19 protein-coding genes are annotated in these 22,098 nt (G+C 44.6%); 4 read left to right on the top strand and 15 right to left on the bottom strand.

Annotation, left to right across the window (positions count from 1 at the left end; all coding sequences use genetic code 11):
* Positions 1 to 201: 201 nt before the first annotated feature.
* The 5 genes from CW740_RS09535 to CW740_RS09555 form a co-directional block, all read right to left on the bottom strand.
* The gene (locus CW740_RS09535) at positions 202 to 774 is read right to left on the bottom strand and encodes an SCO family protein (RefSeq protein ID WP_106647279.1); all 573 of its coding nucleotides are present in this window, start codon (positions 772 to 774) and stop codon (positions 202 to 204) included.
* A gap of 11 nt (positions 775 to 785) precedes the next feature.
* Positions 786 to 1,598, bottom strand: a complete 813-nt coding sequence (locus CW740_RS09540; protein ID WP_106647280.1) for a formylglycine-generating enzyme family protein — start codon at positions 1,596 to 1,598, stop codon at positions 786 to 788.
* A gap of 24 nt (positions 1,599 to 1,622) precedes the next feature.
* Positions 1,623 to 2,978 carry a copper-containing nitrite reductase gene (nirK, locus tag CW740_RS09545; RefSeq protein ID WP_227523909.1) on the bottom strand — a complete coding sequence of 452 codons (1,356 nt, stop codon included), beginning with the start codon at positions 2,976 to 2,978 and terminating at the stop codon, positions 1,623 to 1,625.
* 440 nt (positions 2,979 to 3,418) lie between these two features.
* Entirely contained in the window at positions 3,419 to 5,986 is a 2,568-nt protein-coding gene (locus CW740_RS09550) for an EAL domain-containing protein (RefSeq protein ID WP_106647282.1), read from the bottom strand.
* A 1-nt stretch (position 5,987) separates the two neighbouring features.
* Positions 5,988 to 7,394, bottom strand: coding sequence for a sensor domain-containing diguanylate cyclase (locus CW740_RS09555; RefSeq protein WP_106647283.1), 1,407 nt, complete (start codon positions 7,392 to 7,394; stop codon positions 5,988 to 5,990).
* Positions 7,395 to 7,605: 211 nt separating this feature from the next.
* Here CW740_RS09555 and CW740_RS09560 point away from each other — a divergent pair, with 211 nt between their 5' ends.
* Positions 7,606 to 8,574, top strand: a complete 969-nt coding sequence (locus tag CW740_RS09560) for a calcium/sodium antiporter (protein WP_106647284.1) — start codon at positions 7,606 to 7,608, stop codon at positions 8,572 to 8,574.
* 2 nt (positions 8,575 to 8,576) lie between these two features.
* Here CW740_RS09560 and CW740_RS09565 read toward each other — a convergent pair whose 3' ends face one another.
* From CW740_RS09565 to CW740_RS09600, 8 genes are all read right to left on the bottom strand, one after another.
* A complete protein-coding gene (locus tag CW740_RS09565) occupies positions 8,577 to 10,034 on the bottom strand; it encodes an efflux transporter outer membrane subunit (protein WP_106647285.1) in 1,458 nt (485 codons plus the stop codon).
* A gap of 6 nt (positions 10,035 to 10,040) precedes the next feature.
* Positions 10,041 to 10,517 (bottom strand): cytochrome c, encoded by a 477-nt coding sequence (locus tag CW740_RS09570; protein WP_106647286.1) that lies wholly within the window; start codon positions 10,515 to 10,517, stop codon positions 10,041 to 10,043.
* A gap of 17 nt (positions 10,518 to 10,534) precedes the next feature.
* Positions 10,535 to 11,248 (bottom strand): ABC transporter ATP-binding protein, encoded by a 714-nt coding sequence (locus CW740_RS09575; RefSeq protein WP_106647287.1) that lies wholly within the window; start codon positions 11,246 to 11,248, stop codon positions 10,535 to 10,537.
* Position 11,249: 1 nt separating this feature from the next.
* On the bottom strand, positions 11,250 to 12,452 hold the full coding sequence (locus CW740_RS09580; protein ID WP_106647288.1) for an ABC transporter permease: 1,203 nt from the start codon (positions 12,450 to 12,452) through the stop codon (positions 11,250 to 11,252).
* The gene (locus tag CW740_RS09585) at positions 12,449 to 13,630 is read right to left on the bottom strand and encodes an efflux RND transporter periplasmic adaptor subunit (protein WP_106647289.1); all 1,182 of its coding nucleotides are present in this window, start codon (positions 13,628 to 13,630) and stop codon (positions 12,449 to 12,451) included. Before CW740_RS09585 ends, CW740_RS09580 begins: the two co-directional genes overlap by 4 nt.
* A complete protein-coding gene (locus tag CW740_RS09590; protein WP_106647290.1) occupies positions 13,627 to 14,235 on the bottom strand; it encodes a TetR/AcrR family transcriptional regulator in 609 nt (202 codons plus the stop codon). The genes CW740_RS09585 and CW740_RS09590 overlap by 4 nt, the downstream gene beginning before the upstream one ends.
* A 305-nt stretch (positions 14,236 to 14,540) precedes the next feature.
* Positions 14,541 to 14,987 (bottom strand): Rrf2 family transcriptional regulator, encoded by a 447-nt coding sequence (locus tag CW740_RS09595; RefSeq protein WP_106647291.1) that lies wholly within the window; start codon positions 14,985 to 14,987, stop codon positions 14,541 to 14,543.
* A 33-nt stretch (positions 14,988 to 15,020) separates the two neighbouring features.
* Complete coding sequence (locus CW740_RS09600) at positions 15,021 to 15,425, bottom strand: YbaN family protein (protein WP_106647292.1); 405 nt, start codon at positions 15,423 to 15,425, stop codon at positions 15,021 to 15,023.
* 262 nt (positions 15,426 to 15,687) lie between these two features.
* On the opposite strand from CW740_RS09600, the gene CW740_RS09605 reads away from it, so the two are divergent.
* The 3 genes from CW740_RS09605 to CW740_RS09615 are packed head-to-tail and all read left to right on the top strand — an operon-like array spanning position 15,688 to position 19,875.
* On the top strand, positions 15,688 to 16,917 hold the full coding sequence (locus CW740_RS09605; protein ID WP_227523842.1) for an NnrS family protein: 1,230 nt from the start codon (positions 15,688 to 15,690) through the stop codon (positions 16,915 to 16,917).
* Positions 16,904 to 17,593 carry an iron-sulfur cluster repair protein YtfE gene (gene ytfE / locus CW740_RS09610; RefSeq protein WP_106647293.1) on the top strand — a complete coding sequence of 230 codons (690 nt, stop codon included), beginning with the start codon at positions 16,904 to 16,906 and terminating at the stop codon, positions 17,591 to 17,593. Before CW740_RS09605 ends, ytfE begins: the two co-directional genes overlap by 14 nt.
* A 2-nt stretch (positions 17,594 to 17,595) precedes the next feature.
* A complete protein-coding gene (locus tag CW740_RS09615; protein WP_106647294.1) occupies positions 17,596 to 19,875 on the top strand; it encodes a nitric-oxide reductase large subunit in 2,280 nt (759 codons plus the stop codon).
* Between the two features lie 86 nt (positions 19,876 to 19,961).
* On the opposite strand, the gene fghA is transcribed toward CW740_RS09615, so the two are convergent.
* Both fghA and CW740_RS09625 read right to left on the bottom strand, forming a co-directional pair.
* Positions 19,962 to 20,798 carry an S-formylglutathione hydrolase gene (gene fghA / locus CW740_RS09620; protein ID WP_106647295.1) on the bottom strand — a complete coding sequence of 279 codons (837 nt, stop codon included), beginning with the start codon at positions 20,796 to 20,798 and terminating at the stop codon, positions 19,962 to 19,964.
* A gap of 10 nt (positions 20,799 to 20,808) precedes the next feature.
* Positions 20,809 to 21,933: an S-(hydroxymethyl)glutathione dehydrogenase/class III alcohol dehydrogenase gene (locus tag CW740_RS09625; protein WP_106647296.1), complete on the bottom strand. Its 1,125-nt coding sequence runs from the start codon at positions 21,931 to 21,933 to the stop codon at positions 20,809 to 20,811.
* Positions 21,934 to 22,098 lie beyond the last annotated feature (165 nt).

The following is a 22,098-nucleotide window of genomic DNA, read 5'->3' on the forward strand; positions in this document are numbered from 1 at the left end:
GATGAGCCGAGCAATTCCCGCCGTCTTTCCAATCCCTATGATGTTTTACACCCCGGTGGCTCTGCCCCCCTGAGTAACCCCATCCTACTTAGAAACAGTATCGTTGAAGCAGCTATTACCGTAGCTATTTTTAGAGTATAAAAAAGGCGAACTTAGTTCGCCTCTATCAATTAACCTTTTATTATCAAAACATGAGTCATTCTAGCGGCTCACAATCTTCTCTACTGTTTCATCAACTTTATTGATATCGCCGACTTCCTGAAACAGGATTCGGCCTTTTTCATCAAGCAGGGTAAAAACATTGGAGTGAGCAACTTCGTTATCTTCACTCTTCTTGTAGCGAACATTGAGTGCCATTGCCAGACTTCTAACATCTTGTTTATCACCTGTTAGTAGAGTCCATCGCTTCGGATCGAGCTTTCTTTTTTCAGCAAATTCTTTTAGCACTTTTGGCGTATCACTGTTCGGTGTCAGTGACACCAAAACAAACTCGGTATTTGCTAACACATCTTCGGGCAATTGCTTTTCGATATTCTGCATGGTTGCCACAATGGTTGGGCAGGTATGCATGCAGTGTGTGTAGATCAAGCTAATTAGCTGACGTTTGCCAGCAAATGATTTGATATTAATAGTTTGCTCATCCTGAGTAACCCATTCATTATTTAAGTGATAGATTGAATCCTCTGGTAACATCTCCACTTTATCGCTAGCACTAGCGGCGCTTATAAACGCAGTTAAAAGTGTAGCTAAACTCAATTGAAACCATTTTTTCATAATTGCCTCGCTTACTGATTCTGTTCAGCATCTTGGGCGCAACGGAAGCCCAAATTCGGTAAAGTAAATTTCGCTTCCAAACTACTTCTAAATCCATATCGCATAAAGGCGGCATAATCACCCGGATCCACTGCCCCACTGGCACCGCCTGCACAAAATAGTTTTGTATCAATAGTACTATCGCCACGGGATTCGCCAGTGACCAGTGCCGAGTTAAAATCCTCAGTCCACTCCCAGATTAAGCCATGCATGTCATAAATACCCCAGTAATTGGGCTCATTCTGACCAACAGCTGACAGCTGTTTCTGACTTGGACGGCTGTACCACATCAATATCTTTTGCTTGTAGTCTTTTTCAACACTTCCATCCGCTTGAGTTTCACTGGCTAAAGCCGCCAGCTCCCACTCGCTGACTCGTGGTAAACGTTTTCCCTGCGCCTTACAATAAGCATCCGCTGCGAACCACGACACGTTGGTTACTGGACTGTTAGTCAATGCTTTCGGATATCCATCATTGCTCCAATGTTGTAGATACTGTTTTTCTACAAACACTTTGGGAGCCTCTGATTTTGCCCAACCGGGATTGCCTTTAACAAATTCCTGAAAATCCTTGTTAGTAACCGGATATTGATCAAGATAGAAGTCATTCACCGATTGTATGGGACTATCTTTACTCATATAGAGAGGACGATACTCCCCCCCTTTCACCAGCTGCATACCTTCAGGCGAAGAGACTTCACTTGCTTTTGCCATTAACGAAGAGCTACCACTGACTCCGATAAGAATCAGTGATAGCGCTACAAGTTTAAGATGACTGATGTTCATAGTCGTATCTATTAATTTCAGTGGTTAGTGAGGTTTGTTGGCACGTACTTTTTTCACTTGCTCAGCAGTAATCTCACCACCTTTGTTATCCCAGCTGTTCAAGAGATAAGTGACCACATTGGCTATCTGCTCATCAGTTAAATCCATTGCAGGCATCACACTGTTGAAAGATTCACCATTCACTTTGATAGGACCTTCAAGACCGTGAACAATCGCTTCAACAGCGCGAATTGGGTCTGCATTCAGATAGTCAGATTTAGCCACAGGAGGGAATGCACCTGGGATACCTTGACCATTTGGCTGGTGACAGGCCATGCAGTTTGCATCATAGATACGTTTACCAAACTCAATTTTCTCTTTCTTATTGCTGGCTTTAACAACTTCAACTTTTTTATCAACGCTTTGTACCGCTGAACCTTCAGGAAGGTAAATTCTGTCGTCAATTTTGCCTGAGTAGATGGTTTTATCCTCTTTACCTTTCACACTTAACATGCCCAAGGCACCTTTGTTAAAGGCACGGAAGATTGAGTGATCAACCAGGATCAGGTTACCAGGAACCTCTACCTTAAACTCAACAATCGCAGAGCCACCAGCTGGAACCAATGTGGTTTGAATGTTTTCGTTAACCAGATTGCCACCTTCTACATAAACTTTATCAAAAATTTCACCAATCACATGGAATGAAGACACCAGGTTAGGACCACCGTTACCCACATACAGACGAACGGTTTCACCAACTTCTGCTTTTAGTGATTTATCACCAGTTAAGCTGCCAACCGCACCGTTGAATACCACATAGTCAGCATGTTCATTAATCGCCTTTTCCATATCGAATGGTTGCAAGCCTGGCTCACCATACTTACCTTTAGTATAGAAATCGCCCTGCATCACATAGTATTCACGATCAACTTTTGGCAGACCTTCTTTTGGCTCAACTAAGATTAATCCATACATACCGTTAGCAATATGCATGCCTACTGGAGCTGTTGCACAGTGATAAACGTATAAGCCCGGATTCAATGCTTTAAATGCAAAGGTAGAAGTATGACCTGGTGCAGTGAAAGATGAAGTAGCACCACCACCTGGGCCAGTTACAGCATGTAAATCAATGTTGTGTGGCATTTTAGAAGATGGATGGTTAGAAAGGTGAAACTCAATCTCATCCCCTTCTTTTACGCGAATGAAACTACCTGGAACAGTGCCGCCAAAAGACCAGTAGACGTATTCAACACCATCAGCCATGGTGCCAACCTTTTCTACTGTTTCCAGCTCAACGACCACTTTGGCATTATGATCACGCTCAATCGCAGGTGGAACCTCAGGAGGTGAAGTTAAAATTGCCTGCTCAGTTGGTAAATCTTTTGCCATTGCACCGCTCATCAAGCCGATAGTTGCTAAGCCTAATAAGGTTTTCTTAAACACTTTATTTTTTAACATGGAATAATCTCCTAGAAACGCTTTTAAACCAATATGAAAGATACTTATTTTGAGGTTAGTATGAAGTAATTGATATTTAGCAATTTGATCTGGATCAGTATAATTAGCGATGCTTTAAAAATTGAATCTCCATAGCCTATAAGCAAAATGACATACTAGACATTTGTCCCTTAATACAACCTAAGCTATTGATTGTTTTAACGAAAAATTACAGATAAAACTGTGAACAAACTCACTGGATGAGGATAAACCCTAATAGATGTAGGGTTATATTGAGCAAACTAGACTGAATTATTGAAGTTAGGCTAAGCATAACCTGAACTTATCATTTAAGCAGAAGTGCAAACCAATATATTAGGCATATCTTATATGATGAGATCGGCTTATTTCTTTTGCCATTTAGCAGCCAGTTCCAGCGCAGGAACTGGTTTGCTGTATAGATACCCTTGAGCTACATCGCAACCAAGCGCTTTGAGAAACTCTGCATGAGATTCTTCTTCAACTCCTTCAGCAACTGTCTCTAGTCCCAATGATTTAGCCAGCTGAATAATTGCCTTGCAGATAGCCTCATCATTAGCATCCTGTCCGATATCCTTAATAAACGAACGATCAATCTTAAGCCTATCCAGAGGGAGACGTTTTAAGTAAGCCATACTGGAGTATCCCGTTCCAAAGTCGTCAACGGCCAGCTTAACGCCCATCTCCTTAAATTCAGCCATAGCATTAGCCGCTTTCTCAGGATCCTGCATAATAGTTGATTCGGTGAGCTCTAGAAATAGTCGACTTGGTGCTAGCCCAGTTTCCTGAAACACTTCTTTTGCCTGCTTAGGTAACAGGCCAGTTTCTATTTGCTGCACAGATATATTGACGGAAACACAACCTATATTCAGCCCTGCTTTATCCCACTTGACCACCTGTTGACAGGCTTCTCGCAACACCCACAATCCAATATCACCAATTAACCCGGTTTCTTCTGCCAATGGAATGAATTTATAAGGTGGTATCAGTCCCATAGTTGGATGTTGCCAACGGACCAGAGCTTCGACTCCAACCATTCCAATATCAGAAAAGCAAACTAAGGGCTGGTAATGAAGAACCAGTTCATCACGCTCAACTGCGACCCTCAATGCACTTTCCAACATAAGGTTCTCATGCATTCCTTCAGCAAGCCTGTCATTGAAAAATTCAAAGCGGTTTCGACCAGCTTTTTTCGCAGAATAACGGGCGATTTCTGCATTCTTGAGTAAAGTATCAGGATCACGTCCATCCTCAGGATAGATCGCAACTCCAATACTGGCGGTAATCATTAATTCATGTTCATCCACTCTTAAAGGAGCTGAAAATCGCTGTATGACCTTCCGTGCAATTTTTGATACTTTCTCTACATCAACATCTTCATTAATGACGAGCACAAAATCATCACCACCTATTCGAGCCAAAGTATCTTCCAACTTGAGAATATGCTTAAGACGCTCTGCAACACGGAGAATCACCGCATCACCAACCTGATAACTGAGCGTTTCGTTAATCTTTTTGAAGTGGTCAATATCAATGCTCAGAATCGCAAAGCTTTCATGAAATTGCTTGCTACGCTCAATAGCCTCTTCAACTCGTTCCTGTAATTTCTGGCGGTTAGGTAGATGAGTAAATGGGTCATACTGAGATAAAAACACCAAACGGTCTTCTTTTTCGTAAATATCGGTTAAATCACTCCAGGAACCAACAATTTCAACCTTCCCTTCTTTATTGTTACCTAGCAACTGTAGTTCATCACGAATATAACGAACCTTACCCTCCTTATCATGTACCCGATATTCATGTACTAAATGACCACTGTCAAAAATCCCACCAAACTGCTCAATGGTATTAGTACGGTCATCTTGATGCAGTACATCCTGCCACCAATTCAATTCATATAGCTCTTCGGGATCGTATCCAAATATTCTTTTGATATTGCCGCTGACCCACACCGGTCTGAAGCCACCTTCTTCCATGACTAATTGATAAAGTACAACCGGACTGGCTTTCAATAGATGGTTAAAGCGAATGTTTGTGCGACTCAGTGTTTTTGTTCTCTTCTGAACTTGCCAGCGCAGCAATGAAGCCACACCGAACATAATCACGATAATGGCACCACCAATGATCAATGCCCACAAAACTAGCTTTGGAATTCTGGGCTCCTGAGTAGGAACCATTGCACTTTTAAGAGCCTCGTAATAGGGAGAGTCGGGTTCCGAGCGCCACTGTTCAATATGTTTATCAATAGCGTTTAGCAAATCCCGATTGGTTCCAGCTGCTGTTACATAAAATAAGCTGGCGGGATTAAGCATAATTGGAGTTTCATGCAAGCCCAGCTCTCTTGCATGCATATTGGCATAATGGACGTTGACTATCACGGCATCCGCTCTTCCGTTTACAACTGCCTGGAAGCCTTCGTCAAAAGTGTTCACTTCGACCGGTTTAAACCCAACCCCATAACCCATCATCATTTTCTGTAGGGCAGCTTCCTGCACTGAGTCCTTTAACACCGCAATTCGCACTCCTCTCAAATCGGGGATACCCAGTATTTCAATGTCTTTACGCGCCCAGATACCAGACCAGCTATGTGTCACGGGTAGGGTATGGAAATCATAATTCTGGTCTCTCTTTTCTGTGATGGCAACGTCAGGCATCAGGTCAATGCCATTGTTAGAAAGCATGGGTAAACAATCACTCCACTCACAGTCAACATAACTCAATTGCCAGGACTCTTCTTCTGCTATAGCTTCAATCAGTTTGATAAAAAGTCCGTCAGGTTCGTCTTCCGCATTTCGATAAATCTTAGGAGAGTTTTGATAAAGTCCGACACGAACCTCACGCCCACCATCAGAACCAGAGCCCTGAAATTGGAATATCATGGCAATGGTTAATAGACAAACAAAAACCGCGCTAATTACGACTTTATAGATCATACTATTCTCCGTCCCCCTCAGAGCGCTCGACCTCAACTCTATTTCGGCCTTTATCCTTAGCTTGATAAAGTAGTTGGTCTGCTCTATGTAGCCACTTCTTAACTGTGTCTACTTTGGGTTGATATTGAGCAAGCCCGATACTGATTGTTAAATTTATTGTCTGATTATTATAAGTAACAGGGCTGTCTTCTATATATTCCCGCAAACGCTCCGCAACTTTTATTGATGATGATAGTTCAGTTTCAGGTAATAAAAGTGCAAACTCTTCTCCGCCAATTCTTCCTAACAGGTCTGAGGGGCGCATAATTTCTTTACTCAGCCGTACAAACTCCTTCAAAACCTTATCGCCGGCCTGATGTCCGTATTCATCATTAACGTTCTTAAACTGGTCAAAGTCGATGACCATCATGCTTAAATCAGTACCATTACGATTGGCGCGAGAAATTTCCTCTTCTGCGCGGTTCATAAACTCACGCCGATTGGCGATTCCTGTTAATGAATCAGTGGCAGCTAATTGTTCGAGCTTTTGATTAACCTGCTGTAACTCTTGCAAGGCTCTTTCGGTCTTTTTCTTCTCTTGAATAATTTGCTTAAAGAGATCACTTTGGCTGTAAATTGTTTTAAAAGAACCCGTAGTAAGAAAAGCTTGGACAACTCCATAGCTTAGCAATAAAAAGCCTGCCGCAAATATAATATGTGCTAACCACCATTGATGATCCCAAACAGTAGCAATTGAGAATGACCAGCAGGACAGTGCAAACCAGACCATCGCTATAGAGTAAAGCAAGGGGATATAGCCTCGGATTCTCTGCACCAGCATCCAAAGAACACTTCCGATAAACATGCTTAACGAAACGTATTCAGCTAACAACAGCCACCAATTCAAATCTAATGATGTTGATTTAGCCACCCAATAGATAGCTACACTAATTACTACAAAAATTGCTGTAGCAACCCACAAGCCTTTACTAGTGGTTTGCTCGGGCTTTATCATTTCGCCAAATTTTAGCATTGCTACCAGGAAACAGAAGGATAGAACAAGTCTTGAGGCTGGGCCAAAGAGGACAAACAACCAGACGTTGTCAGCCCCATGATGAGTTAGAAAACCGTGTGGAGCATAAACAATGGTGAACCCCCAAAAGCCAAACACCAGCCACTTTAATAGCACTTCACCCGTCGCCACATAACAACGCCATGTTATGTAACTCAAAAAGGCGCTAACCAGCACCGCCATAGTTATGGCAATCACGTGGAAGGTATGCGCTATAAAAACATCGTCAGGAGCAATTTCGGAATCGATATAAAGTATCAGCAGGATTGGCAGAAGTGCCAAAGTGGTGAGTAACAGTCGTATATACCCGGAAGCAACCAACTTCACAGCATTGTGTTTGATTTGGTCTTGATTCAACAGCAACTCCTTCAACCCGACTTTAGTAAATTGTTATTTACTTCTATGCCAAGGTACTGATTTTATTGATATGGAGCAAGTCTAGCATCTACCAAACAACAACCACTTACAATAACTTTTGTGAATTTTTTCATGAAATCGTTACAATAGCCGGCATTTACATGCTCAGAACAGACTGAGCCAATAAACAATACTCATTGATAGGACCACTATGCTTGTTGCCATACTTGCCGTTATTGCTGGATTAGCCTTATTAGTCTGGAGTGCCGATCGCTTTGTTGACGGAGCCGCCTCCACAGCTCGTCACTTTGGAATGCCTTCCTTGCTAATCGGTATGGTTATTGTTGGCTTTGGTACTTCGGCGCCAGAAATGGTGGTTTCAGCTCTAGCCGCCGGCCAAGGCAATCCCGGCATTGCGCTCGGTAATGCATTTGGTTCTAACATCACTAACATTGCACTTATTCTTGGTTTAACGGCCGTCATCAGTCCAATCGCTGTCCACTCAAAGATCCTGCGCAAAGAAATGCCATTGCTAATGCTGATGACCATTCTGGTTATTGGCCTGCTCTGGGATCTCGACATCTCGCGCTGGGACGCTATCATCTTACTGTTAGGTTTTGCCGGTTTTATGGGTTGGTCTATCTGGCAAGGCATGCAGAAAAAGCATGATACCTTGGCAAAGGAAGTCGAATTGGAAGTCAGCCAACACACCATGCCGCTTAAAACCGCTATATTCTGGCTAGTGGTTGGCTTGGTCATATTGGTTGCCAGCTCACGACTGCTAGTCTGGGGAGCCGTCGAAATCGCGCAAGCCTTTGGCGTGAGCGATATCATCATCGGCCTGACCATCATTGCAGTAGGTACTTCACTACCAGAGCTAGCCTCCTCGATTATTGCCATTCGAAAAAACGAACATGACCTTGCTCTCGGTAATGTAATTGGCTCTAACCTGTTTAACACTCTGGCTGTTGTCGGTATTGCCGGAGCTATTCATCCTCTGGCAGTTGAACCAGAAGTTCTTTGGCGTGACGCCATGTTTATGGGTATTTTGACCTTATCACTTTTCATTGTCGGATATGGATTCAGAGGCGAAGGCCGCATCAATAGAATTGAGGGCGCAATACTGCTGGCAGCCTATGTCGGTTACACAGCCTATCTGATTCGCTCAGTGTTCCTGTAAGTTCACTGAGTATCGGATTGCGACAGACCAGGTTCGGCACCCATTGCCAGGTAAAGTGAAACACTATTGATTAATTGTTGTGATTGAGCATCGATCAACTGCATTTTTGTCGATAAGTATTGTTGTTGCGCTAACAGCAGCTCAATATAACTGGCCGCTCCGAGCTCATGACGTCTTGCTGTAATCTGCATGGCCTCTTCTGAGCTCTGGCTGGAATGAGCTAACATTTGCAACTTTTGCGCATCGTTCTCAAGCTGACGTAAGGTGTCTGCAACTTCACGCAACGCCTCCAGAACCACATATTGGTAATTACTGGTGGCCGCCTTAAATTCAGCTAAAGCCGCCCGCTTTTCAGCTGGCAATACAGGGTTGAAAAGAGGTTGTGTTAATTGTCCTATCAAAGACCACACCGCAGATTCACTGCTGAACAGCAAACCAGTTGATAGTGCCTGCGAACCTATTTGTCCATTCAAATTAATGCTTGGGTACATATTGGCAATGGCTACGCCATACTCGGCATTGGCTGCCTGCATAAGTGATTCAGCAGCCTGAATATCAGGCCGTTGGCGAACCAGCTCTGAAGGCACAATCAGTGGCAAGCCTTCCGGCAATTTAAAATCCTGTAGAGTAAATTCAGCAGCAATTTCAGAGCCCGGGTTTTCACCAGCCATAGTGGCTAACAGATGCTCGGTCTTTTGAATTTGATTGCGCAATACTGGAATATTGGCACGCGTCAGTTCAACTTCAGACTGCAACATCAACACTTCATGTTTTGAAACCTGACCTAATTCAAGTTGCTGCTTAACGATATCAAGCTGCTGCTCCTGCTTTGCCACCAGCTGCTCAGTAACTTCCAGCTGACTTCTTAATTTAGCCTGATTAACTGCGGTATTAATTACCGTTGCTACCAAAGCCAACTGCGTTGCTTCCAGCTCATAACGCTGATAATCCACTCGAGAAGCCAGCGCTTCCAGGGCGCGACTGTTGCCACTCGCCAAATCCAGTTGATAGCTAACATTTACACCAGCGTTGTAAATACTAAATTCCTGTGGCGAAGCCTGCTGTCCAAAAACTCCGGGATTAAATCTTTGTCTTTGTGCGCTGATATTGGCATCAACTTTAGGGTAACGGGTAGTGCCAACACGTGCCTGATACAATTCTTCGGCACTGCGTAATTGTGCGCTGGCGGCTAATAAACTTGGGTTTTGAGCTAAAACTTTTTCGACTAAAAGATTGAGAGAATCTGAATTAAACTGGCTCCACCACTGCTGCCCAGTTGCATCAACCCACTGCAAAGTTTGGCCAGTGGCCAATTCTTTGTTGCTTCCTACCACAAAGGAATCATCACTAGCTATGTATTGAGAGATTGATGGCGGTTCAGGCTCTTTAAAGTCTGGAGTCACAGCGCAGGAAGCTGCCGTTGATAGTAACAATAAAGCAAAAGGAAAGCGGATATTCATCAGCGGCTACCTATAAAAGTGATCCACAAAAGGCTGTTTGAATTTTTGGTGGCAGGCGACGCAGGACTGCAACAAATCTGCATAGGTTTTTATTACTGCATCACCATCATTTTTTTCTGCAACTTTTTTTAACATCATTGCAGTATCGTGCGTTACACCATCCAGACTCTTAAATGCTCCAGCATCCGAGCCCATGAAAGATAAGATACGCATTTTTTCAGTCATAGGCGGCTCATCATGATCAGCAACCAAGGGAGCAATCTCAGCAACTGTCGCCAGGTCTTCGCGAATAATCGCGCTGGCAATACGCTGCATATTAAGCTCTAAATCCTGCATAATTAAGCGCAATGCCATTGGCTCCGAGTCACTTTGCTCAACAGCCTGTTTTTCTACTGCACTCAACTGCGAGGGAAGACTACATAGGCCAATAGCCGCACTGATAAGCAGTGTTTTTACGCTCATTGCTAAATTTAGTTTATTCATATTACTGTCCTCTTCGTTTATATATCAAAGGCTCTGCCCTCGCCTTTTTCTTCGTATGTTACTCCATCACGAATGTGATAGATTCGTTTAAAAGTTGGAATGATTTTTTCATCATGGGTTACAACAATAATGGCTGTTTCAAATTTCTTTGCCATGTCATTCAGAATTTTTATCACAGCCAATGCTCGCTCACTGTCCAGCGGTGCTGTTGGTTCATCCGCCAAAATTACAGGGGGCCGATTAACTAGACCTCTGGCTATGGCAACCCTTTGTTGCTCGCCACCGGATAGTTGTGAGGGCATGGCCTTCGCTCTATGTTGAACATCAAGTGCTTCTAACAATGCTAAAGCACTACTTCGAGCTTGCTTATTTGCCACTCCTGCCAACATTGGTGGCAGTGCGACGTTATCGGTCACATCCAGAAAAGGAATCAGATACGGTGCCTGAAAAACAAAGCCGATTTTGTCTCGTCGCAAAGCTCGAATATCTCTCACTTTCCATTCGTCATCGTAAATGACTTCATCGCCCAGAATCATTGTTCCTGCCGAAGGCTCAATCACGGCTCCCAAACATTTAAGCAAGGTGCTTTTTCCTGAACCGGATGGACCAATTAATCCAACCACCTCGCCAGGCGCAACGACCATGTCGACCTCTTTTAGCGCATCAACAGCCGTGTCTCCCGAACCATATCGCTTTCTTAATCCTTCGATACGAATACCTTTACCGCTCATCCTAACCTCCCACCGCTTCTGCCGGATCAACTTTCAGTGCGGCCCGAATGGCAATAATGCTCGATAAAATACAAATGATGACCACAGCAACAAACCCTGCTGCCGAGTCCATGGGTTCCAGCAACACATATTTTGGAAAAGCCGGTGCACCAAAGGTCGCTGAAATCTTCCCAACGACAAACCCGATGACTCCTAGTGCAATGGCCTGCTGTAATATCATGCCGGCAATGGTTCGGTTGCGGGTGCCAATTAATTTCAACACTGCAATTTCACGAATCTTTCCTAATGTCAGTGTGTAAATAATAAATGCTACAATTGCCGCACTTACTACTGCTAAAATCGCAAGAAACATTCCAATCTGTTTTGACGATGTAGCAATCATCTTGCCAATCAGAATGCCTTCCATATCCTCGCGCGTATAAACCGTCAATCGCTTCCACCTTTCGATTGCCTGAGCAACCTCTTCGGGTGAATAGCCATTTTTAACCTGCACCAGAACCGAGTTAACGTATGGATTATTGGTCTGTGATTTATTTAGAGCCTCCAGTAATCCCGGCGTACCCGGCTGAGAAAATTCTGGGTTTTGTGCATTACGGCGGCGTTGCTCGAGGATGGCATCATTGTCCTTTAAGAACTGGGCTTCCTGTGCATCTTTAAGGGGAATAAAGACCATAGGGTCACCGTTTGATGACACCATCCTGCGAGTCAAGCCTACAACCTTATATTGATTACGACGGATCTGTAGCGTATCGCCCACTTTAAAACCTGTTGCTATATCAGCTACAGCTTCATAGTGGCCGCGGGTAATTTGTCTACCATCAATTAAATATGGCGGCCAACCTGGTTGACCGGGCTGCCCTGCAGCAATACCTGAAATCATGCTACGCACATCTCGATCACCATGCCTGACCTGCATCGTCAGGTAAGTGACATTGGCAGTACGCGCGACTCCGGGCATACTCTGAATGCCACGCCATTCGTCGTCATAGATGCTGGATGATTCTGCATAGGGCCCGAGCGTATTTTTTTGTACCACCCAAAGATCAGCGCCACTGTTATCCAGCAATACTTTGGCATCATCGACCATGCCGCGATATACGCCTGCCATAATTAGAGTCACCCCTATTAACAGACCAAGACCAAAGCCTGTGAACACAAACTTGCCCCAGGAATGCAGAATGTCACGACCAGCCAGACTGATCATTTTGCTTCACCAGCCAGTTGTTCGACCATTTTGATACGGCTATTGGCAGCCAGCGCTTTTTCGCTATAAAGCACCACAGAATCACCCACCGACAGTCCGCTTTTAATCTCCACCAGGCCGTCTAAACCTGTGGCTCCAATAGAAACAGGAGCATACTCAAGATCACCATCAACAATCTTCCAGACACCCAGCTCACCATCAATTCGTTTTAATGCCGCATTAGGTATCACTGCATTGGCAGGCAATGCCTCCATCTCAATGGTTACTTCCGCCAACTCTCCGATTGGGGGCAATGGTTCAGGTAAATCGTCAAAAGTTATCTTGGCCAAGAACTCTTCCGTTACAACATCAGCAATAGGTTCAACTCGATAAATTTCACCGAGCAATTCCTGATTGGATTTGGAGCGCAACTTGATATGAGCTTTTAACCCTGTATTCAGTCCTGTTGCGTGAATTTGATCAAAGCGTACATTCAACCAGATATCCGAAGGGTTAATGATTTCTAAAACCGGCTGCCCAGCAACTACCGTTGTGCCAGGTTCAGCACCTCTGCTAACTATAAATCCATCCACCGGACTAATCAGTTCCAGATTATATTGCTGCGCCTTCATCGCTTCCTGCTCGGCTTCTTGTCGCAACAACTCCTGCTTAGCGGCAGCAAGGCCTGCTTCTGCAACCCGAAATTCTTGCTCTTTTAGCGCAAACTGTTCTTCACTAATGGAGTCACTTGCCAGCAATTTCTGGTATCGCTCAAACTGATTATTAGCAAATTGATACCGGCTCTGCGCCTCGGCTAACTGAGCTTTTGAACGCATCAAGGCCGATTGCTGGGCTTGCATCCGCTGTTCTAAATCCACCGGGTCCATAACACCCAGTAATTGCCCTTTTGATACCTGTTCACCAATATCAACTTCGAGCATTTTTACTCTTCCTGGCACCGTTGGCCCAACTTTATAACGGTAGCGTGCTTCAACAGTGCCAATGCCGAATAAGGCCGGCGAAATGCTTGCCTGAGTCACTTTCGTTTCGGTGACTAAAATCGGAGAAAGGGGACCTGAGCGCAGAATCACATAGAAGAATAGCAGTGCTAGCGGCAGCATAATTGCTACCAATGCGATTGTGCGCTTGTGTTCAAATAGCTTACTAAGCCGAATACTCTTAAGAAATGTCTGCTTCATTGTTGACCTCGTATACCGCGCTGATAGATGGCAAAGACTCCCGGTGCATCCTTGCGCATTTTCTTAACATCGCCAGCCAGCAAGGACTGCATGACCAAACCCTGAATGGTGCCGATAAAAAGCAATGACGCTGACTCTGTATCGAGTTCAGGATCAAAATCACCTGCTTTAACGCCTTCGTCCAGCAGCGCTTTTAACTTTACGCTATAACCTTTGATCATTAGCTGGACCATTCGCTTTGGTGCACTATCGTTAGCAGCCTGCAATTCACCAAACAGCATTCGAGGAACACCCGGATGCTTACAGACGAAATCAACATGGGCCATAAACATGGCCTCTAGAGCTAGCTCGGGTGATGATTGTTTACTAATTGCCTTGTCAATACGAGCCAATAACCGCTTTGATACCCACTCCATAACTGATTCCAGAATGGCTTCTTTATTGGGGAAGTGACGAAATAAGGCACCTTGCGTTACCCCCATTCGCTTAGCAATCGCTGCAGTAGTAATCTCGCTAGGGTTTTGCTCTCCCGCTAACTCAACTACTGTTTCAACTGTGACTTCACGGCGCTCATCTGCCTTTAAATTTTTCGAAGAAGCTTTCATGTCTAAACTCCAAACCAATAAGATAGTAATCAATTACTATCTTTTCTAAATTATGGGATTTCGTCAAGTTAAATTTAATCTTTTCTAATATAGAGATTTAGGTTATTGATATTTAAGGAATATGCGCCGTTGACTATTAACATTCTCTGGTATAAACAATGGCTGTGATAAGAGACGAATCAAGAAAACTTCAATTTTAAAACTATCTATTAGCCAAGAAGAGCTTGTGTATTTCCACCAGGATTGTACATGCCCAAAATAGGACAAAAACTGTCCTATTCTTTCCTAGATGAGTGCGAATTAAATTATGAGACTTCCGCGATTTTAAGCAAGCGGGCCAACTGAGGCTTATATTCCTGCGGTAACATATCGCCCAGTGTGTACTTGTCCAGAGTATTGAGGAAATTTTTCAATGCTTCTCCAAGCACGGCTTTCAGCCCACAGACGGGCGTGATGACACATTTGTTATCCGGGGAAAAGCATTCCACCAGACTCATATCAGGCTCCATTTCACGAACCAGTACACCAATTCGGATTTCGTTTGGCTCCATGCGAAGTCGCATACCACCATTTTTACCACGTACAGTTTCGATATAGCCTTTCTTATTTAAAGCGTGGACCACTTTCATCAAATGGTTACTGGAGATGTTGTAACTGTCTGAAATTTCCTGAATGGTGCACAATCGGCCCTTTTCCAGCCCCAGAAATATTAGAACGCGTAATGAGTAGTCGGTATAACGGGTAATATGCATCTATTGTCTCCGTATTCTGCCAGGACTCATGTCCTAAGCATTAGGTCGGCTGATTATATAGGCCATTAGCGCTGAGAAAAACACTGCTAAAAAGATTAATACCTCAGTTTTCATGTTGAGCAACCATAAAACCAGCCAGCTTGACGTTAACATAAGCCCTGCAAGGTATTTGGCAAAGACCGGGATTGCTCCTTTATCGCGCCAGCCTTTTAAAAGTGGGCCAAACTGAGGATGCTCCAGTAGCCACAACTCCAGGCGCGGCGAACTTTTACCCGCAGCCCAGACCGCAACAATAAGGAATGGCGTTGTCGGCAGCAAAGGTAATACCACACCAACCATACCCAGTCCTGTCGCCATAATCGCCAAAGCTCTAAAGAACAGCTGACGATTAAGCAGACGTACCATTAAAGGTTTGGTCGTTGTGAAATTAAATTTCATATCCGATGCTCCCTATTAACATCCTATATTCTTATTCTAGATCATATAATACACATTTGTCATACATCTTTTAATAAATATCAAGCCTATTGATCTAGATCATGGTTTTGTTGGTATTTTTACGTAATATGGCTGACAAGAAAGACGTCCAGACCATCTAAAGATGCATTTGCAATATATTTTTTGGTTGACGTCTTATTTTTTAAATCTTAATATGTACTTAAAATACATCTTTAAGAATAATCACGATCAGGGCAAATCAGTGAACAAAGTTAGCGCACAGAATCTTTTCTTTCCCGCGGCCTGCATTCATGCAGCGATAACCGCGGTTTTAACTGTGCTTGCCTATCAGTTCAGTTCCGAATGGTTAATCGCATTTGTTGGGTTGGGCCATGCTCACGAAATGCTATTTGGCTTTGCTCTGGCGTTAATCGCAGGCTACACCCTCGGCCAGATTGAAGCACGCTGGTTGTGGATACTATTCGGTTTATGGTTGTTTGCCCGTATCGGTTACTGGGTGGATCCGGCGGGCGCTATTGGCCAGTGGTCAAGTCCACTATTCGCTTTGGTATTGGCCTGGAAAATCGTACCACGCTTCTTTGCCGCAAAAAAATGGCGCAACCGCATGATTAGTCCGTTATTGATGGCAATCTGTAGCGTCCCATTAGCCTGGCTGATTTTGCGTGAGATGGGCTGGCCAGTGGCGCCAGGCCAGTTATCGCAGGCCATGATTCTTTTATTGGTCATGTTAATGGCGTTCATCGGAGGGCGGATAATTGCTCCAGCAGTTGCCGGTGAAATGCAAAAACATGGCATTACTCAACAAGCTCGTGTTCAACCACAGCTTGAAGCTTTAATACTTCTGCTTCTACCTGCGGGCGCCATATCTGCCCTGATCCCAGGTGCCTCGCAGGTAGCAGGAGTATTATCAATGATTGTGGCGATCGTCATTGCGATTCGTCTGATTCGTTGGCAAATCTGGCGCTGTGGCGACCGCGCTGACCTGATTGGACTGGGCATAGGTTACGGCTGGCTGGCAATTGGTACTTTCGCATTGGGCTTTGCTATTTTCTTTGAGATGGCAACCTACGTATTGCTGCACTTTATTACCGTAGGCGCCCTGGGAACACTTTCAGCATCGGTTATCCTTAAATCCCGTTTGCATCAGTTCAAACATTTACCACAGCCCAAAATTATGATCATGAATATTCTGGGCCTACTTTTTCTAGCAACCCTATTTAGAGTTTTGGCCGGAGCCATAGTTGACTCCTCTCCTGGTCTAACAGGACCTAACTTGTTATGGCTCTCGGCCCTTTCCTGGTCAGCGGCATATATTGCACTGACTATCTTCATGCTTTCTACACAAACCAACATTTTTACAAAAAAGCCATCACTGAAAAAAGCATCAACAGGTGCAGCTGTGCCTAACATCAAGAATGCGGCTTCAGTGGTTACTCAAAGCAAACGAGGTCAATGCCATGACAGCATTTGATATTAACCTATTAGACAAGTCGCTCGGTGAGATTGCTCGTGACCTCCCCGGCGCAAGCAGAGTGTTCTTCAATTACGGAATGAACTTCTGCTGTAAGGGACATCAAGCCCTGGCTACCTGTATCCAGGAGAAAAACCTTGATGTAGAGAAAATTCTTACTCAATTGAATCAATTGACACCAGCCGAGTCAGCTGATTTTAGTGAAAAATTTGTACCCAACGATGAACTGATTAATCACATTCTTGAACGTTACCATGAAGTTCATCGTGAACAATTGCCGGAGTTGATTCGTCTGGCGCAACGCGTTGAGTCGGTACATGGCAACCACCCTGAATGCCCTACCGGCCTTGCCAGTTTCTTAAGTGAGGTTGAGCAGGAAATGGAAGCGCACATGCAGAAGGAAGAACAGATTCTATTTCCTATGATTCAGCGTGGCATGGGTGGTCTGGCGAAAAGTCCTGTCGCAGTTATGCGCATGGAGCATGATGATCATGGGGAATCACTGGCGCGTCTAGAAGAACTTGTAAACCATTTCCAGTTACCGGCAGAAGCCTGTAATACCTGGCAAGCGCTTTATATCGGCCTTGCCGCCTTCAAGGAAGATCTGATGAACCATATTCACCTCGAAAACAATATTTTATTTGAACGTATTGATAACTACCTTGGAGGACACTAACTATGGGTAAATATCGCAAACTCTGGTTTACCCTGATAGGTATCTTAGCGGTTACCTTCACTATCCTTGGCTATTTTGGTCGTGAAGTGTATCGCGAAGCGCCCCCTATCCCAGAGCAATTTGTCACTACTGACGGGCGCGTCTTAATGACTCATGATTCTATTCTTGATGGTCAGACTGCCTGGCAATCAATAGGCGGCATGCAATTAGGATCGATATGGGGTCATGGTGCTTACCAAGCTCCTGACTGGACCGCTGACTGGCTACACCGCGAGTTGGAAGCCTGGTTGGAAATGGCTGCAGTCGAAGATTTCGGTGCGCCATATGCTGAACTTAGTGGTGAACAGCAACAAACGTTGCAGTATCGCTTAAAGCAGGACTACCGTACTAATACCTACGATAAAGACACTGATACAGTAACTGTTTCAGAACGTCGAGCCAAAGCTATTGCCGAGGTTGGTGCTTACTATCACAAGTTGTTCAGTGATGCCCCTGAGTACAGAGAACGTCGTAATAACTATGCGATGAAAGAAAATACTTTGCCCAAAGCAGAGCGTCGCGAAGTCATGAACCAGTTCTTCTTCTGGACCGCATGGGCTGCTGCAACAAATCGTCCTGGTAGTGAAGCAACCTACACTAACAACTGGCCACACGAACCATTGATTGATAACAAGCCAACTTCTGAAAATATTGTTTGGTCTATCATCAGTGTGATTCTGTTAATTGCCGGCGTTGGTGGTCTGGTTTGGGGTTGGGCATTCATGCGTAAACATGATGAAGAAGAACCACCTGCTCCAGCACAGGATCCAATCACTACCTTCAAGTTAACTCCTTCGCAAAAAGCATTAGGTAAATACTTGTTCGTCGTAGTTGCTTTGTTCACCCTGCAAGTATTTATGGGTGGCCTAACAGCTCACTATACAGTTGAAGGTCAGGGTTTCTATGGTCTGGAAACTTCCAAGTGGATTCCTTACTCATTGGCTCGTACCTGGCATATTCAGGCAGCAATGTTCTGGATTGCCACTGGCTTCCTGGCTGCAGGTCTATTCCTGGTGCCTATCATCAACGGCGGTAAAGATCCAAAATATCAGAAACTCGGTGTCAATGTACTGTTCTGGGCATTGGTAGCTGTGGTGGCTGGTACCTTCATTGGTAACTACCTTGCAATTGCACAAATCATGCCTGAAAACCTCAACTTCTGGTTAGGACATCAGGGCTATGAGTATGTTGATCTCGGCCGTCTCTGGCAGTGGGGTAAGTTCATCGGTATCGTCCTCTGGCTGTTCCTGATGTTACGTGGTATTGCTCCAGCATTGAAAAAAGCCGGTGATAAAAACCTGTTAGTTCTACTAACCGCTTCAGTGGTTGCCATTGGTTTGTTCTACGGTGCAGGCTTCTTCTACGGTGAGAGAACTCACATCTCTGTGATGGAATTCTGGCGCTGGTGGATTGTTCACCTGTGGGTAGAAGGCTTCTTTGAAGTATTCGCCACAGTATCATTGGCCTTTATCTTCCACAGCATGGGATTGGTGAACCGCTCAACTGCAACAGCAGCCAGCTTAGCATCAGCTTCATTGTTCTTGCTTGGCGGCGTACCTGGTACTTTCCACCACTTGTACTTCTCAGGCACAACAACTCCTGTGATGGCGGTGGGCGCGACCTTCTCTGCACTTGAAGTAGTACCTTTGATTGTGCTCGGTTATGAAGCGTGGGAAAACTACCGCCTGAAAAACCGCGCTGCCTGGATGGACAGAATCCGTTGGCCATTAATGTGCTTCGTCGCTGTTGCCTTCTGGAACATGTTTGGTGCCGGTGTACTTGGTTTCATGATTAACCCACCAGTATCACTATACTATGTGCAAGGTTTGAACATGACTCCAACTCACGCTCACGCAGCACTGTTCGGTGTCTACGGATTCCTGGCGATAGGGTTTGTCCTCTTGATTCTGCGCTACATCCGTCCACACATGGTGTTTGATGAGAAGTTGATGAAAACTGGTTTCTGGTGGCTCAACATAGGTCTGGTCATGATGTTATTAACCAGCTTGTTGCCAGTCGGTTTGATTCAGTTCTACGCAAGTGCCAGCGAAGGCTTCTGGTATGCACGTAGCGAAGCAGTCATGCAGAGCGACATCCTTTACACCTTACGTTGGGTTAGAACTATCGGTGACGTGGTCTTCATCGTCGGTGCTCTAGCAGTAACCTGGCAAGTGATTAAAGGGTTGCGTGAACCAGCTGAAGGTACTCAACCAATCGGCGTACCTGTTAAAGAAGGTGCTTAATCAAAATTACAAACCATAACATTGCCCCGAAACGATTGAGGTGCCGAAAGGCACCTCTTTTTTTATTTAAGATTTAATAGAAATGGTTACGATAAATACTCAGCGTGAAACTTTAAGTGCTGCTCAATGAAACTGGCAATAAAGTAATAGCTGTGATCATAGCCATCATGTCTTTCGATAGTCACCGGCGCTGACTTTTCGTGAGCAATCGCTTCCAAAGCTTCTGTTTTAAGTTGCTCCACTAAAAACTGATCCGCTTGGCCTTGTGATATCAGCATAGGAGTTTTTTGTTCGGCTTGCTGCAACAGGTAACAGCTATCGTATTGTTGCCACTCATCTTTGTCATCGCCTAAATAGGCAGTGAAGGCTTTTTGTCCCCAGGGGCAATTCATGGGATTAACGATAGGGCTAAATGCCGAAGCTGAAACAAACATTTCCGGATTACGCAAAGCAATCATCAGTGCACCATGTCCACCCATCGAGTGTCCAGCAATCGCTTTCTTATCGCTCACTGAAAAGTTGCCTTCAATGATCTGTGGTAGTTCACGCGTAACATAATCATACATCTGATAGTGCTTTGACCACGGCTCCTGAGTGGCGTTGACATAAAAGCCCGCGCCTTTTCCCAGGTCATATCCATCATCATCAGCAACATCATCGCCACGCGGACTGGTATCTGGCGCAACGATCATCATGCCAAGTTCTGCAGCCATGCGGTGCGCCCCAGCTTTCTGCATAAAGTTTTCATCAGTGCAAGTCAGCCCTGAGAGCCAATATAAAACTGGGACCTTCTTTCCTTGCTCCATCTGCGGAGGTAAGTACACTGCAAAACGCATCTCACAATTCAATACCGATGAAGAGTGAGTAAATTGTTTATGCCAACCTTCAAAGCTTTTATTAGCTGAAATTTCATTAATACTCATAACTACTCCCTTAGTAATGAATCACGCTGCGAATACTTTTGCCTTCATGCATCAGGTCAAAGGCTTCGTTTATGTTTTCAAGTGGCATGGTGTGGGTAATAAAGTCATCCAGCTTAAACTCACCAGCAAGATAACGTTCAACATAATCAGGAAGTTCAGAACGACCTTTAACGCCACCAAAAGCGGTTCCTTTCCACACACGACCAGTTACCAGTTGGAATGGACGAGTACAGATTTCTTGCCCTGCGCCAGCGACACCTATAATTACAGACTCGCCCCAACCTTTGTGACAACACTCTAGCGCTGAACGCATAACATTAACATTGCCGATACACTCGAATGAGTAATCAACGCCACCATCGGTCATCTCAACAATCACTTCCTGAATAGGCTTGTCATAATCTTTTGGATTGACGCAATCAGTTGCACCAAGCTTTTTAGCAAGTTCAAATTTAGATTCATTAATATCAATGGCAATGATGCGACTGGCTTTTGCCATCACAGAACCAATCACTGCCGATAAACCAATACCGCCCAATCCAAAAATTGCAACAGTCGCTCCCTCTTCGACTTTAGCGGTGTTCATCACCGCGCCCATGCCCGTTGTGACGCCACAGCCAAGCAGACAAACTTCTTCAAGCGGTGCTTTTGGATTAACTTTGGCCAGAGAGATTTCAGGTAGAACAGTATATTCGGAGAAAGTCGATGTGCCCATGTAATGATAAATGGGCTTGCCATTAATTGAGAATCGCGTTGTGCCATCTGGCATCAACCCTTTACCTTGAGTTTCGCGAATTTGCTGGCACAGATTAGTTTTGCCAGACAAACAGAATTTACACTCACCGCATTCTGGCGTGTACAAAGGAATCACATGGTCACCCGGCTTAACGCTGGTCACACCCTCACCAACCGACTCAACTATGCCACCGCCTTCATGTCCTAGAATACTGGGGAATACGCCCTCAGGATCATCACCTGACAAAGTAAAAGCATCTGTATGGCAAACACCTGTCGCCACAATCTTAACCCGAGCCTCGCCTTTTTGCGGTGGCTGGACTTCAACTTCTTCAATTGACAGTGGCTTACCCGCCTCCCAGGCCACAGCGGCTTTACACTTAATCACTTCGTTCGACATAAGACTTTCCTTCATGAATCAATTTGATTAGCAAACCTTACAACAGTACTCAATAATTGCAATGAAAGCTGCATGCTCGGTCATAAATAATAACTATTAACTAAAAGCATAATTTACCATTGACCTGTGAAATAAATGTAAGTGATTAAGGATGATTAGCGATGG

Origin of the sequence: Kangiella profundi, assembly GCF_002838765.1 — a bacterium.
Lineage (GTDB): Bacteria > Pseudomonadota > Gammaproteobacteria > Enterobacterales > Kangiellaceae > Kangiella > Kangiella profundi.

Excerpts from the sequence above, each read along its gene's own strand:
- CW740_RS09575 (WP_106647287.1), bottom strand. The coding sequence starts at position 11,248 with ATGAGCGGTAAAGGTATTCGTATCGAAGGATTAAGAAAGCGATATGGT.
- CW740_RS09550 (WP_106647282.1), bottom strand. The coding sequence starts at position 5,986 with ATGATCTATAAAGTCGTAATTAGCGCGGTTTTTGTTTGTCTATTAACC.
- CW740_RS09565 (WP_106647285.1), bottom strand. The coding sequence starts at position 10,034 with ATGAATATCCGCTTTCCTTTTGCTTTATTGTTACTATCAACGGCAGCT.
- CW740_RS09585 (WP_106647289.1), bottom strand. The coding sequence starts at position 13,630 with ATGAAGCAGACATTTCTTAAGAGTATTCGGCTTAGTAAGCTATTTGAA.
- ytfE (WP_106647293.1), top strand. The coding sequence starts at position 16,904 with ATGACAGCATTTGATATTAACCTATTAGACAAGTCGCTCGGTGAGATT.
- CW740_RS09560 (WP_106647284.1), top strand. The coding sequence starts at position 7,606 with ATGCTTGTTGCCATACTTGCCGTTATTGCTGGATTAGCCTTATTAGTC.
- CW740_RS09540 (WP_106647280.1), bottom strand. The coding sequence starts at position 1,598 with ATGAACATCAGTCATCTTAAACTTGTAGCGCTATCACTGATTCTTATC.
- fghA (WP_106647295.1), bottom strand. The coding sequence starts at position 20,798 with ATGAGTATTAATGAAATTTCAGCTAATAAAAGCTTTGAAGGTTGGCAT.
- CW740_RS09535 (WP_106647279.1), bottom strand. The coding sequence starts at position 774 with ATGAAAAAATGGTTTCAATTGAGTTTAGCTACACTTTTAACTGCGTTT.
- CW740_RS09615 (WP_106647294.1), top strand. The coding sequence starts at position 17,596 with ATGGGTAAATATCGCAAACTCTGGTTTACCCTGATAGGTATCTTAGCG.
- CW740_RS09600 (WP_106647292.1), bottom strand. The coding sequence starts at position 15,425 with ATGAAATTTAATTTCACAACGACCAAACCTTTAATGGTACGTCTGCTT.
- CW740_RS09595 (WP_106647291.1), bottom strand. The coding sequence starts at position 14,987 with ATGCATATTACCCGTTATACCGACTACTCATTACGCGTTCTAATATTT.
- CW740_RS09590 (WP_106647290.1), bottom strand. The coding sequence starts at position 14,235 with ATGAAAGCTTCTTCGAAAAATTTAAAGGCAGATGAGCGCCGTGAAGTC.
- CW740_RS09580 (WP_106647288.1), bottom strand. The coding sequence starts at position 12,452 with ATGATCAGTCTGGCTGGTCGTGACATTCTGCATTCCTGGGGCAAGTTT.
- nirK (WP_227523909.1), bottom strand. The coding sequence starts at position 2,978 with ATGAGCGGTGCAATGGCAAAAGATTTACCAACTGAGCAGGCAATTTTA.
- CW740_RS09570 (WP_106647286.1), bottom strand. The coding sequence starts at position 10,517 with ATGAATAAACTAAATTTAGCAATGAGCGTAAAAACACTGCTTATCAGT.
- CW740_RS09625 (WP_106647296.1), bottom strand. The coding sequence starts at position 21,933 with ATGTCGAACGAAGTGATTAAGTGTAAAGCCGCTGTGGCCTGGGAGGCG.